Here is a 12762-nt window from a genome sequence, read left to right as displayed (position 1 = left end):
GCCCCGCGCCTGACCCGCCCTCCTTCATGTCCCAGCCGAACACGCCCGCCCAGCCGGCCCCCGCCGCCGACGAGAACCAGCTGATCGCCGAGCGCCGCGAGAAGCTCAAGGCGCTGCGCGAAGCGCAGAAGAACGGCGGCCCCATCGCCTTCCCGAACGACTTCAAGCCCGCCGACCATGCGGCGGCGCTGCACTCGGCGCACGGGGAGAAAGCCGCCGAGGCGCTGGAAGCCGAAGGCACCGTCGCCAAGGTGGCCGGCCGCATGATGCTCAAGCGGGTGATGGGCAAGGCCAGCTTCGCCACCCTGCAGGACCAGACCGGCCGCATCCAGGCCTACGTCACCCGCGACGCGGTTGGCGAAGAGACCTACGCCGCGTTCAAGCACTGGGACCTGGGCGACATCGTCGGCGTCGAAGGCAAGCTGTTCAAGACGCGTACCGGCGAGCTGTCGCTGCACGCCACCGGCATCCGCCTGCTGACCAAGAGCCTGCGGCCCATGCCGGACAAGTTCCACGGCGTGGCCGACCAGGAGGTGAAGTACCGCCAGCGCTACGTCGACCTGATGACCGACGAGGAAGCGCGCAAGCGTTTCGTCGCGCGCAGCAAGGCCGTCAGCGGCATCCGCCAGTTCATGGTGGACCACGGCTTCCTGGAGGTGGAGACGCCCATGCTCCACCCCATCCCCGGCGGCGCCAATGCCAAGCCCTTCGTCACGCACCACAACGCGCTGGACCAGGAGATGTTCCTGCGCATCGCGCCGGAGCTGTACCTCAAGCGCCTGGTGGTCGGCGGCTTCGAGCGCGTGTTCGAGATCAACCGCAACTTCCGCAACGAAGGCATCTCGGTCCGGCACAACCCCGAGTTCACGATGATGGAGTTCTACGCGGCGTACTGGAACTACCGCGACCTGATGGACTTCACCGAGGCGCTGGTGCGCGACGCCGCGCAAAAGGCCGTGGGCACGCTGCAGCTGTCGTACGGCGGCAAGCCGGTGGACCTGGCCCAGCCGTTCGCGCGGCTGACCATTCCCGAAGCCATCGTGAAGCACACCGAGGCGGGCGACAACGTCGGCAACCGCGACTGGCTCATTGAACAGCTTATCGCCATCGCGGTAGGCGCGCGACTTGTCCACGCCAATGCCGAAACCAACAAGCAGATCGCGAAATCCAGGGCCGACTTGGAGAAGCGCAGCTTGGCGGGCTTGCAAGTCATGTACTTCGAGGAGATGGTGGAGGAAAAGCTCTGGGAGCCCACCTTCATCATGGAGCACCCGACCGAGATCTCGCCGCTGGCGCGCGCCAACGACGAAAGGCCCGAGGTGACGGAACGCTTCGAGCTGTACATCACCGGCCGCGAGTTCGGCAACGGCTTCTCCGAGCTGAACGACGCCGAGGACCAGGCCGCTCGCTTCAACGCCCAGGTGGCCAGCAAGGACGCCGGCGACGACGAGGCGATGTACTTCGACCACGACTTCGTGCGCGCGCTGGAATACGGCATGCCGCCCACCGGCGGCTGCGGCATCGGCATCGACCGGCTGATGATGCTGCTGACCGACAGCCCCAGCATCCGCGACGTGATCCTCTTCCCCGCCCTGCGCCGGGAGTGACGCGATGAAGTCCGCTGCCGCAGGGCGCGGCATCGGCATCGATTTCGGCACCTCGAACTCCGCCGTTGCCGCGCTGGACGCCAATGGCGCCGCGCGCCTCGTGCGGCTGGAAGGCGAAGCCACGCACCTGCCCACCGCGGTGTTCTTCAACGCCGAAAGCCGCAGCATCCACTTCGGCCGCGAGGCGGTGCGGCTGTACCTGCAGGGCGTGGACGGGCGGCTGATGCGCTCGCTCAAGAGCCTGCTGGGCAGCAGCCTGCTGCAGGAGAGGACCGCCGTGCCCGAAGGCGTGATCAGCTTCCAGGACGTGATCTCGCGCTTCCTGAGGGAGCTGGGTGCGCGGGCCGCGCAGGAGCTGGGCGGGCTGCCGCCGCGCGTGACCATTGGCAGGCCGGTGCATTTCGTCGACGACGCGCCCGAGCGCGACCGGCAGGCACAGGCCAGTCTGACGGAGGCCGCGCTGGCGGCAGGCTTCGCCGAAGTCGGCTTCGAGCTGGAACCCATCGCCGCTGCCTTCGACTACGAGCGCCGCATCGACCGCGAGCAGCTGGTGCTGATCGTGGACATCGGCGGCGGCACGTCGGACTTCACGCTGGTGCGGCTGGGGCCGCAGCGCGTGAAGCACGCGGACCGCCGCGGCGACATCCTGGCCACGACCGGCGTGCACATTGGCGGTACGGACTACGACCGGCGCCTGAGCCTGGAAGAAGTGATGCCGCTGCTCGGCTTCCGCCATCTCGGGCCGCAGGGGCGTGAGGTGCCCAGCCCGGTGTTCTTCGACCTGTCGACGTGGCACCTGATCAACTGGCTGTATTCGGCCAAGGCGATGCGGCAGGCGCAGGACCTGCGCACGAACTACAGCGACCCGCACCTGCACACGCGCCTGATGACCGTCCTCGCGGAGCGGCTGGGGCACCGCATCGCCGCCGAGGCGGAAACCGCCAAGATCCGCGCGTCGGTCGACGACGCGCCCACGGCGATCGCGCTGGATGAAATCGAGCAGGGGCTGGCGGCGCAACTCACGCCTGCCGGAATGGCACAGCACCTCGATGCCTTGCTGCAGCAGGTGCTGGGCAGCGCGCACGAGTGCGTGAAGCTGGGTGGTGTGGCCGAATCCGCCGTCGATGCCGTCTACCTGACCGGCGGCTCCTCGGCGTTGCGGCCTTTCCAGGCCGCGCTGCGCGAAAGCTTCCCACAGACACGCATCGTGGAAGGCGACCTGTTCGGCGGCGTCGCCTCGGGCCTCGCCTACGCCGGCGCGCTGGCGCGTTAGACCGGCAGCAGCCGCAGCGACTGCATGTAGTGCGGGCTGGTCATCAGCTCGTCCCAGCCCAGCGCGGGCGCGACGGGCAGCAGCGCCAGGCGGCGCTGTTCGGCGGCGGCGTCGGGCCGCCACTGGCCCTTTTTCATCGCAGCGGCCAGGCCCTCGAGCAATTCGTCCACCGCGCGGCCTTCGCCGACCGACTGGTTGCACAGCAGCACCATGTCGCAGCCGGCCTGCAGCGCCACCACCGCGGCTTCGGTGTAGCTGACCGTGCGGCCCTCGATCTGCCGCGCGCCTTCCATGCTGAGGTCGTCGCTGAAGATGGCGCCGGCGAAGCCCAGGCGGCCGCGCAGGATGGCTTGCAGCCACCGGCTGGAGAAGCCGGCGGGGCGCGGGTCGACCTTGGGATAGACCACGTGCGCGGGCATCAGGCTGGTGAGCGTGGTGCTCAGCCAACCGTAGGGGGCGGCGTCGTCGGCCAGGATGGCCTTGAGGCTGCGGTTGTCGACCGGGATGTCGGTGTGCGAGTCGGCCTTGACGAAGCCGTGGCCGGGGAAATGCTTGCCGCAGTTGGCCACGCCGGCCTGCAGCAGGCCGTGCATCAGGCTCTTGGCCAGCATCGCAACGACGCGCGCGTCACGGTGGAAAGCGCGGTCGCCGATCACGCCGCTCTCGCCCCAGTCGAGGTCCAGCACCGGCGTGAAGCTGAAGTCCACCCCGCAGGCGCGCAGCTCGGCGCCGAGCACGTACCCCGCGGCGGTGGCGGCGTTGGTGGCGGCCAGCGCGTCGCGCATCCACATCTCACCCAGCGCGCGCATGGGTGGCAGGTGGGTGAAACCGTCGGTGCGGAAACGCTGCACGCGGCCGCCTTCGTGGTCCACGCAGATCAGCACGTCGGGCCGCACCGACTTGATGTCGGCGCACAGCTGCGAGAGCTGGGCGCGGTTCTGCCAGTTGCGCCCGAACAGGATCAGGCCACCGGTCAGCGGATGTTCCAGGCGGCGGCGGTCGGTGCCGGTGAGTTCGGTGCCTGCGATGTCCAGGACGATGGGGGCGTGTTCGCTCATGTTGGATCCAGGTGTTCGACGACCACGAAGCTGGCCGCGTAGTCGGTTTCGTCGGTGACGCTGACGTGCGCCTTCAGGCGCCTGGCTTCGAACCAGGCCTTGAGTTCGCCGTGCAGCACGATCACGGGCTGGCCGCTGGGCAGCTTGCCCACTTCGCAATTGCGCCAGGTCATGGGCATGCGCATGCCCATGCCCACCGCCTTGCTGAAGGCTTCCTTGGCCGAGAAGCGCGTGGCCAGGTAACGCACGCCGCGTTCGGGCCAGCGCTGGCTGCGCGCCTGCCAGGTGGCGAATTCGCCTTCGGCCAGGATGCGGCGCGCGAAGCGGTCGCCGTGCTTTTCCAGCGATTCGCGGATGCGGCGCACGTCGCACACGTCGGTGCCGATGCCGAAGATCAAGCGCGCTCCGCTTTCAGGGGAATGCGCGGGCTATGCACGCGAGGTACTCGCGCACGGCACCCGTGTAGCCGAGCTCCAGCGCGTCGGCGATGAAAGCGTGGCCGATGGACACTTCCTGCACGCCAGGCACGGCGCGCAGGAAGTCGGTGAGGTTGTCGCGGTTGAGATCGTGGCCGGCGTTGATGCCCAGGCCGGCCGCGCGCGCGGCGCGCGCGGCCTCGGCGAATTGCGCCAGCACTTCGGCCTGCCGCACCGTGCCCCACGCGCGCGCGTAGCTCTCGGTGTACAGCTCGATGCGGTCGGCGCCCACCGCGCGGACGGCGGCCATCAGCTCCGGCCGCGGGTCCATGAAGAGGCTGACGCGCACGCCCAGCGAGCGCGCCTCCTCGATCACGGGACGCAGGCGACCGGCATCCTTCGGGAAGTCCCAGCCGTGGTCGCTGGTGAACTGGTCTTCGCTGTCCGGCACGAAAGTGCACTGGTGCGGCCGAAGGCGCCGCACGAAGTCCATGAGGTTGTGGAAGGGGTTGCCTTCGATGTTGTACTCGGCGCCGCCGTGGTGGGCGACGAGTTCGCTCAGCGCGGGCACGTCGTCGCCGCGGATGTGGCGCGCGTCGGGGCGCGGGTGCACGGTCACGCCTTGCGCGCCGGCCTCCAGGCACAGCTGAGCGGCGCGCACGACGCTGGGGATGCCCAGGTGGCGCGTGTTGCGCACCAGCGCGACCTTGTTGAGGTTGACGGACAGCGCCGTCTTCGTCGGGTTCATAGGGCTTGCAGGTCCAGCATCAGCTGGCGCGTGCGCAGGGTGGAGACGCCGCAATGGTAGTGCAGCAGGTGGCGCAGCTGCGGCTTCAGCTCCTGCAGCCCGGCGGCGGCGCGCAGCGTGGCTGTGAACGGCGCGGAGTCGTCCAGCGCGGCCTGCAGCGCCAGCCACTGCGCGCCTTCCAGGCTGGCGCGTTCGGCGTCGGGGGCGGCGGCGACCAGTCCGGCTTCCGGCACGAGCGAGTAGCGCTCCTGCGCTTGCAAGGGCGCCATGGCCAGCGTCTGCACGTCCAGCGACGGCAGGTGCCCCGCTTCGCGCAGCAGGAGCAGCTCGAAGGCGCGCAGCGCCGGCTCCAGCGCCTCGCCGTGTTCCGACGCCAGCACCTGCACCGCGGTGGCATACGCGTCGAACAGCCGCGGGTGCGGGTCGTCGCGCGGCAGCAGGCGCAGCAGCAGCTCGTTCAGGTGGTAGCCGGCCAGCAGCGCGTCGCCGGTGGGCATGACCTGGCCGCCGACCCACTCGGCCGACTTCAGCGTGCGGATCTCGGCGTCGCCGCCGAAAGCCAGTCGCAGCGGCTGCAGGGGCAGCAGCACCGGGCGGAAATTGGAACTGGGGCGCTTGGCCCCCTTGGCCACCAGCGCCACGCGCCCGTGGTGGCGGCTGAACACTTCCAGGATGAGGCTGGATTCGCTCCAGTCGTAGCGGTGCAGGACGAAGGACGGCTCGTCAGAGGTCCTACGGGCCACCGCTAAGCCTCCGCCGGGCCGCCCCAAGGAGGCTTGGCCCCCTCGGGGGGCAGCGAGCTACACGAAGTGGGGGAGCGTGGGGACACTGATTCACTCGTAGCCAAAGCTCTTGACCCGGGCCTCGTCGTCGGCCCAGCCACCGCGCACCTTCACCCAGAGCTCGATGAACACCTTCGCGCCCATCAGCTTTTCCAGTTCCTGGCGGGCCTCGGTGCCGATGCGCTTGAGCCTTTCGCCCTTGTCGCCGATGACGATGGCCTTGTGGCCGTCGCGCTCGACGACGATGGTGGCCGCGATGCGCACGAAGCGGTCGTGCTTCGGGCTGGGCTCTTCCTCGAACTTGTCGATCACGACGGTGGACGTGTAGGGCAGTTCTTCGCCGGTCAGGCGGAACAGCTTCTCGCGCACGACTTCGCCGGCAAGGAATTTCTCGCTGCGGTCGGTGAGCTCGTCCTCGCCGTACCACCACGGCTGCCGCGGCAGATAGCGCGCGCAGACGTCCATCAGCCGCTTCACGTCCTTGGGCTGCTTGGCCGACACCGGCACGATCTCGGCGAACGGGTGGCGCTGCTGCATTTCCTGCAGCCAGGGCGCGATGTCGGCGCGGCGGTGCACGGTGTCGAGCTTGTTGGCGACCAGCAGCACCGGGATGCCGGGCTTGAGCAACTTGAGCACTTGCGCATCGGCAGGCTGGAAGCGACCCGCTTCCACCACGAAGAGAACCACGTCGACGTCGCTGATGGCGCCGGTGACCGCCTTGTTCAGCGAGCGGTTCAGCGCCGTGCCATGCCGGGTCTGGAAGCCCGGCGTGTCGGCGAACACGAACTGGTTGGGCCCTTCCGTGCGGATGCCGGTGATGCGGTGGCGCGTGGTCTGCGCCTTGCGCGAGGTGATGCTGATCTTCTGGCCGACCAGCGCGTTGAGCAGCGTGGACTTGCCCACGTTGGGCTTGCCGACGATGGCGATCAGGCCGCAGTGCTGCGCGGCTTCGGGTTGCGCCCCGTCGCCGGCGGCGGGGTCTTGCACTTCTTCCTCGGGGTTCATTTCTGGCGTGACTTGAGCGTGAGCAGCATGGCCGCGGCCGCCGCCTGCTCGCCTGCGCGGCGCGAGGAACCGATGCCGCGCTCGCTGACGCCCAGCTCGGGGATCTCGCATTCCACGTCGAAGGTCTGCTTGTGGGCGGCGCCCACGGTGCCTGCCACTCGGTAGACGGGCAGCTTCATTTTGCGTCCCTGCAGCCATTCCTGCAGTTCGGTCTTCGGGTCCTTGGCCGCCGCCCGCATGCCGGGGTTGATCTCCACGTCACGGTAGAGCCGGTGCACCAGCTGCTCGGCCGCGGCATAGCCGGCATCGAGGTGGACCGCGCCGACCACCGCTTCCAGCGCATCGGCCAGGATGGAGGGGCGGCGCTGGCCGCCGGACTTGGCCTCGCCTTCGCCCAGCCGCAGCAGGTCGGGCAGGCCCAGCCCCAGCGCCAGCTGGTACAGCGTGTCCTGCTTGACGAGGTTGGCGCGGATGCGGGAGAGGTCGCCTTCGTCCTGCGCGCCCAGGCGGTCGTACAGCAGGGCGGAGACGGCGAGGCTGAGGACGGAGTCGCCCAGGAATTCCAGGCGCTCGTTGTGCTCGGAGGAGAAGCTGCGGTGCGTCAGCGCGCGGGCCAGCAGGGCCGGCTGCGCGAAACGGTGCTGCAGACGCGACTGCAGGGCGGCCAGGGTGGACGCATCGGCAGTCACGCGGACGTCACTTGGTCTGGTACTGGTACTTGAGCAGCAGGAAGGCCGGCCCGAACATGTGGATCTCCTTGTTGTAGGCGACCTTCACCACGTTCCTGTCGTTGACCTTGGTGATCTCCAGGTCCTTCGGGCCGACGGACTTGATGTCGTCCACCGCGGATGCCTTCTCGAACGACGTGCGGATCTCCGCCGCCGTGTTTCCGTTCTTGGAGTTTTCCATCGCCTTCACGATGGCCTGGTATTCCAGCATCGTCGGGATGGCCTGCGCCACCAGCACGCCAACGCTCGCCAGCACCGCGATGACGAAGATCAGGCCAATGAAAGAAATGCCGGCCTGGCGGCCACTGGAACTGCGCATCATGTTCACCCTCGCACCTTCTCTGATAACTCTTTATTCGAAGGAGCCGACCCGACCGAGATTGCCAAAATTCATCCAGATGAAAAAGGCCTTGCCCACGATGTTGCGGTCCGGGACGAAGCCCCAGTAGCGCGAATCGAGCGAATTATCCCGGTTGTCCCCCATCATGAAATAGTGTCCGGGCGGCACCTTGCACACCACCCCCTCCACACTGTAGCGGCAATTCTCCTTGAATTGAAAGTCGTCGGCCCCGGGAATGAAGGCCGGCTGCCGGTCGTCGTTCAGGATGCGGTGCGTGCGGCCGTTCAGGACTTCGCGGAACTGGCGCGAGTACCCCATGGTGTCCTCGTCCAGGAAGTCGGGCAGCGGGTCCTTCGACAGCAGCTGGCCGTTGATGGTCAGGCGCTTGTTCAGGTAGGCGACCTCGTCGCCCGGCACGCCGACCACGCGCTTGATGTAGTCCAGGCTCGGCTTGGGCGGGTAGCGGAACACCATGACGTCGCCGCGCGCGGGCGGCGTGCCTTCCGTGATCTTGGTGTTCAGCACCGGCAGGCGCAGGCCGTAGGTGAACTTGTTCACCAGGATCAGGTCGCCCACCAGCAGCGTGGGCATCATGGAACCGGACGGAATCTTGAACGGCTCGAACAGGAACGAGCGCAGCACGAACACCGTGATGATCACGGGGAAGAGGCCGGCGGTCCAATCCAGCCACCAGGGCTGCATCAGCAGCTTCTGGCGCGCGGCGCCGACGTCGGGGGTGTCCACCTGCGTGATGCCCTGAGCGGCCAGCTGGGTGCGGCGCTCCTCGGCCTGGGTGGCGATGCCGTCGGCCGCGGCACGGCGGCGCGGCAGGAAGTACAGGCGCTCGGCCACCCAGTAGACGCCGGTGACCACCGTGGCCAGGAACAGCAGCAGCGCGAAGTTGCCCTCGACGATGCCGAGGTACCAGGCGCCGGCGTAGCCGGCGAAAGCCGCGAGGATGGCGGCAGTGAGGGCCGGCATCATTCCTCGACCTGCAGGATGGCGAGGAAAGCTTCCTGCGGGACTTCAACCGAGCCGATCTGCTTCATTCTCTTCTTGCCTGCCTTCTGTTTTTCCAGGAGCTTGCGCTTGCGCGTGATGTCGCCGCCGTAGCATTTTGCCAGCACGTTCTTGCGCAGCGCCTTGACGGTCTCGCGGGCGATGATGTTGGCGCCGATGGCCGCCTGGATGGCGACGTCGAACATCTGCCGGCTGATGATCTCGCGCATCTTGGCCACCACCGCGCGGCCGCGGTACTGCGCCTGCGTGCGGTGCACGATGATGGACAGCGCGTCCACCTTGTCGCCGTTGAGCAGGATGTCGACCTTCACCACGTCGGAGGCGCGGTACTCCTTGAACTCGTAGTCCATCGACGCGTAGCCGCGCGACACCGACTTCAGCTTGTCGAAGAAGTCCAGCACGATCTCGCCCAGCGGCAGCTCGTACGTCAGCATCACCTGGCGGCCGTGGTAGGCCATGTTCATCTGCACGCCGCGCTTCTGGTTGGCCAGCGTCATCACCGGGCCCACGTATTCCTGCGGCATGTACAGGTGCACGGTGACGATGGGCTCGCGGATCTCCTGGATGCGGGCGACGTCGGGCATCTTGGACGGGTTGTCGACGGTGACGATTTCGCCGTCGCCCCTCATCACCTGGTACACCACGCTGGGCGCCGTGGTGATCAGGTCCTGGTCGAACTCGCGCTCCAGGCGTTCCTGCACGATCTCCATGTGCAGCAGGCCGAGGAAGCCGCAGCGGAAGCCGAAGCCCAGCGCCTGGCTGACCTCGGGCTCGTACCGCAGCGACGAGTCGTTCAGCTGCAGCTTTTCCAGCGCGTCGCGCAGCGCGTCGTACTGATTGGCCTCGGTCGGGTACAGGCCCGCGAACACCTGCGGCTGGATCTCCTTGAAGCCCGGCAGCGGCTCGGTGGCGCTGCCCAGGTTGTTGGGCAGCTTCTTTTCCAGCGTGACGGTGTCGCCCACCTTGGCGGCGTGCAGTTCCTTGATGCCGGCGATGACGTAGCCCACCTCGCCCGCTTCCAGGGACGCACGCGGCTCGTTGGCCGGCGTGAACACGCCCAGCTGCGTGGCTTCGTACGCCGCATCGGTGGCCATCAGCTTGATGCGCTCGTTCTTCAGCAGCCGGCCGTCGACCACGCGCACCAGCATCACGACGCCAACGTAGCTGTCGAACCAGCTGTCGATGATCATCGCGCGCAGCGGCGCGTCGGCGTTGCCGCGCGGCGCCGGCACCTTGGCGACGACGGCTTCCAGGATGTCGTCGATGCCCATGCCGGTCTTGGCCGAGCACGGGATGGCGTCGGACGCATCGATGCCGATCACGTCTTCCACTTCCGCCTTCGCGTTTTCCGGATCCGCCTGCGGCAGGTCCATCTTGTTCAGCACCGGCAGCACCTCGACGCCGAGGTCCAGCGCGGTGTAGCAGTTGGCCACCGTCTGCGCTTCGACGCCCTGGCTGGCGTCCACCACGAGCAGCGCGCCTTCGCATGCGGACAGCGAGCGGCTCACTTCATACGAGAAGTCGACGTGGCCCGGCGTGTCGATCAGATTGAGGTTGTAGACGCGTCCATCGCGCGCCGTGTATTGCAGCGCGGCGGTCTGCGCCTTGATGGTTATCCCACGCTCCTTTTCGAGGTCCATCGAATCGAGGACCTGCTCTTCCATCTCCCGATCGGAGAGTCCGCCGCAACGCTGGATCAAGCGGTCGGCGAGCGTCGACTTGCCGTGATCGATGTGGGCAATGATCGAGAAGTTTCTGATGTGATTCATCCAGAGGAGCGCTTAAGTGATTGATTCATCTGGGCGTAGCCAAGAAAAAAGGGCGCGTCGAGTGGCGACGCGCCCTGAACCAACAATCTATGGCAACTGCGATAGTTGGAGCTTCATTGTAGGCAAAAAGCCCCCCGAGTACAGACGGCGCCCTGCCCGCGAAGCCTCGTTGCCGTACCGCAACATGGAATTCATCAACAGCTTATCCACAATTTTGGAGGGGAAAGTTTCGGACAACTTGTGGGCGATCTGTGGATCAGCAGGGGATGGCTGGGGAGCATCCCGCATGGTGGTTTGGCGGCCCGTCTTTATGCCGGAAACCGGCGGGTCACCTGCGTGATTCTATCCAAAGCTAGGCAACGAGCCCTCGAAAGTTAGCGAGCACCAACACCAAACCAGCCTGGAGCAGTCTCAAAAAAAGTTGGCGGCGCCGCCACAGGACCCCCAAAAAGGCGGAAATGCCCCTGAACCGCGGTACGGATTCAGGGGCATTCCTGGACCACCCCGCCGGTCAGCGTTGCGGGCGGATCAGCAGGTAGGTGGCCAGCTCGCCGCGGCGCAGCAGCACCGGGATCGGCTTGTTCTTGTCGGCCTTGGTCACGGCAGCCTCGAACTCCTTGACGTTCGCGACCTCGGTGTTGCCGATCTGCAGGATGACGTCGCCTTCGCGGATGCCCGCGCGCGCCGCCAGTTCGGCCACCGAGTCGACCTTCACGCCGCCCTTGACCTTCAGCTCCTTCTTCTGCGCGTCGGTGAGGTCGCTCACCGCCAGGCCGAGCGACTGCGCGGCCGGCGATGCGTTCTTCGGCTTCTCCGCGGGCGCTTCAGCGCGCTTGGCCGGCTTGTCGGCCTCGAACTCCGCCACCTGCACGCCCAGGTCCTTGGACCCGCCCCGGCGGAACACGGTGAGGTTGGCCTTGCTGCCCGGCTTGGTGTTGCCCACCAGGCGCGGCAGGTCGGTCGCCTTGTCGATCTGCTGGCCGTTGAACTTCGTGATGATGTCGCCGGCCTCGACGCCCGCCTTGTCGGCCGGCGAGCCCGCTTCGACGCTGCGCACCAGCGCGCCTTGCGGCTTGCCCAGGCCGATGGACTCGGCCACGTCCTTGGTCACCTGGTCGATCTGCACGCCGATGCGCCCGCGCGAGACGCGGCCGGTGGCACGCAGCTGCTCGGCCACGCGCATCGCCTCGTCCATCGGGATGGCGAACGAGATGCCCATGAATCCGCCCGAGCGCGAGTAGATCTGGCTGTTGATGCCGATCACCTCGCCGCGCAGGTTGACCAGCGGGCCGCCGGAGTTGCCGGGGTTGATCGCCACGTCGGTCTGGATGAACGGCAGGTAGTCGCCGGTGTCGCGCGCCTTGGCGCTGACGATGCCGGCCGTCACGGTGTTTTCCAGCCCGAACGGCGAGCCGATGGCCATCACCCACTCGCCCACCTTGAGCTTGCTGACGTCGCCCACCTTCACGAACGGCAGGCCGCTGGCCTCGATCTTCACGACCGCCACGTCGGTGCGCTTGTCCGAGCCGATGATCTTGGCCTTGAATTCGCGCTTGTCGGGCAGCGTGACCAGCACTTCGTCGGCGCCTTCCACCACGTGGGCGTTGGTCATCACGAAGCCGTCCTGGCTGAGGATGAAGCCGGAGCCCACGCCGCGCGGCTGCTCCTCGCCGCCGTCGGGGCGCTGCGGGCCGCCGCGCGGCGAAGGCGAGCGCGGCACGTTGGGCATGGGCTGGCCGAAGAAGCGCCGGAAGAACTCCTGCATCTCCTCGTCCATGGGACCCTGCCCCTGCGGGTTGGCGCGCACGCGCTCCATGGTGCGGATGTTGACCACCGCCGGGCCGACCTGCTCCACCAGGTCGGTGAAGTCGGGCAGGCCGGTACGCGGCTGCGGCGCCGACTGCGCCAGCGCGGGGCTCGCCGGCATCAGGGCCATCGGGCCGGCCGCGGCCAGCAGGCCGGCCAGGGCGAACGCGCGCGGTTTCTTCCAATCGATAAGGAACATGTGTGCCTCTG

12 protein-coding genes are annotated in these 12762 nt (G+C 67.7%); 2 read left to right on the top strand and 10 right to left on the bottom strand.

Translation table 11 applies throughout. The annotated features are described in order from the left end of the window. Positions 1–26: 26 nt before the first annotated feature. Together lysS and EZ216_RS10535 are read left to right on the top strand one after the other, a co-directional pair. Positions 27–1607, top strand: coding sequence for a lysine--tRNA ligase (lysS, locus tag EZ216_RS10540; protein ID WP_135249690.1), 1581 nt, complete (start codon positions 27–29; stop codon positions 1605–1607). 4 nt (positions 1608–1611) lie between these two features. Beyond that, on the top strand, positions 1612–2880 hold the full coding sequence (locus EZ216_RS10535) for an Hsp70 family protein (RefSeq protein WP_135249689.1): 1269 nt from the start codon (positions 1612–1614) through the stop codon (positions 2878–2880). On the opposite strand, the gene nagZ is transcribed toward EZ216_RS10535, so the two are convergent. The 10 genes from nagZ to EZ216_RS10485 form a co-directional block, all read right to left on the bottom strand. Then, positions 2877–3938: a beta-N-acetylhexosaminidase gene (gene nagZ, locus EZ216_RS10530; RefSeq protein WP_135249688.1), complete on the bottom strand. Its 1062-nt coding sequence runs from the start codon at positions 3936–3938 to the stop codon at positions 2877–2879. The genes EZ216_RS10535 and nagZ overlap by 4 nt on opposite strands. Beyond that, positions 3935–4336, bottom strand: coding sequence for a holo-ACP synthase (gene acpS / locus EZ216_RS10525; protein ID WP_135249687.1), 402 nt, complete (start codon positions 4334–4336; stop codon positions 3935–3937). The genes nagZ and acpS overlap by 4 nt, the downstream gene beginning before the upstream one ends. Positions 4337–4349: 13 nt before the next feature. Next, a complete protein-coding gene (locus EZ216_RS10520; RefSeq protein ID WP_135249686.1) occupies positions 4350–5102 on the bottom strand; it encodes a pyridoxine 5'-phosphate synthase in 753 nt (250 codons plus the stop codon). Next, the gene (recO, locus tag EZ216_RS10515) at positions 5099–5872 is read right to left on the bottom strand and encodes a DNA repair protein RecO (protein ID WP_135249685.1); all 774 of its coding nucleotides are present in this window, start codon (positions 5870–5872) and stop codon (positions 5099–5101) included. Before recO ends, EZ216_RS10520 begins: the two co-directional genes overlap by 4 nt. Positions 5873–5935: 63 nt before the next feature. Beyond that, on the bottom strand, positions 5936–6889 hold the full coding sequence (era, locus tag EZ216_RS10510) for a GTPase Era (protein WP_135249684.1): 954 nt from the start codon (positions 6887–6889) through the stop codon (positions 5936–5938). Then, positions 6886–7578 (bottom strand): ribonuclease III, encoded by a 693-nt coding sequence (rnc, locus tag EZ216_RS10505; protein WP_135249683.1) that lies wholly within the window; start codon positions 7576–7578, stop codon positions 6886–6888. The genes era and rnc overlap by 4 nt, the downstream gene beginning before the upstream one ends. 7 nt (positions 7579–7585) lie before the next feature. Then, positions 7586–7939 carry a DUF4845 domain-containing protein gene (locus tag EZ216_RS10500; RefSeq protein ID WP_135249682.1) on the bottom strand — a complete coding sequence of 118 codons (354 nt, stop codon included), beginning with the start codon at positions 7937–7939 and terminating at the stop codon, positions 7586–7588. 30 nt (positions 7940–7969) lie between these two features. After that, a complete protein-coding gene (gene lepB / locus EZ216_RS10495) occupies positions 7970–8938 on the bottom strand; it encodes a signal peptidase I (RefSeq protein ID WP_135249681.1) in 969 nt (322 codons plus the stop codon). Next, entirely contained in the window at positions 8938–10746 is a 1809-nt protein-coding gene (gene lepA / locus EZ216_RS10490) for a translation elongation factor 4 (RefSeq protein ID WP_135249680.1), read from the bottom strand. Before lepA ends, lepB begins: the two co-directional genes overlap by 1 nt. Before the next feature lie 511 nt (positions 10747–11257). Continuing rightward, the gene (locus tag EZ216_RS10485; RefSeq protein ID WP_135249679.1) at positions 11258–12751 is read right to left on the bottom strand and encodes a DegQ family serine endoprotease; all 1494 of its coding nucleotides are present in this window, start codon (positions 12749–12751) and stop codon (positions 11258–11260) included. Positions 12752–12762 lie beyond the last annotated feature (11 nt).

The organism is Ramlibacter humi (assembly GCF_004681975.1).
GTDB classification, from domain to species: Bacteria; Pseudomonadota; Gammaproteobacteria; order Burkholderiales; family Burkholderiaceae_C; genus Ramlibacter; species Ramlibacter humi.
This window is presented reverse-complemented; position numbering and strand designations above follow the sequence as displayed.

What these genes read in the sequence shown, in the direction of transcription:
- EZ216_RS10500 (WP_135249682.1), bottom strand. Translation starts at nt 7,939, where the DNA reads ATGATGCGCAGTTCCAGTGGCCGCCAGGCCGGCATTTCTTTCATTGGC.
- EZ216_RS10485 (WP_135249679.1), bottom strand. Translation starts at nt 12,751, where the DNA reads ATGTTCCTTATCGATTGGAAGAAACCGCGCGCGTTCGCCCTGGCCGGC.
- EZ216_RS10535 (WP_135249689.1), top strand. Translation starts at nt 1,612, where the DNA reads ATGAAGTCCGCTGCCGCAGGGCGCGGCATCGGCATCGATTTCGGCACC.
- era (WP_135249684.1), bottom strand. Translation starts at nt 6,889, where the DNA reads ATGAACCCCGAGGAAGAAGTGCAAGACCCCGCCGCCGGCGACGGGGCG.
- lysS (WP_135249690.1), top strand. Translation starts at nt 27, where the DNA reads ATGTCCCAGCCGAACACGCCCGCCCAGCCGGCCCCCGCCGCCGACGAG.
- EZ216_RS10520 (WP_135249686.1), bottom strand. Translation starts at nt 5,102, where the DNA reads ATGAACCCGACGAAGACGGCGCTGTCCGTCAACCTCAACAAGGTCGCG.
- lepB (WP_135249681.1), bottom strand. Translation starts at nt 8,938, where the DNA reads ATGCCGGCCCTCACTGCCGCCATCCTCGCGGCTTTCGCCGGCTACGCC.
- nagZ (WP_135249688.1), bottom strand. Translation starts at nt 3,938, where the DNA reads ATGAGCGAACACGCCCCCATCGTCCTGGACATCGCAGGCACCGAACTC.
- lepA (WP_135249680.1), bottom strand. Translation starts at nt 10,746, where the DNA reads ATGAATCACATCAGAAACTTCTCGATCATTGCCCACATCGATCACGGC.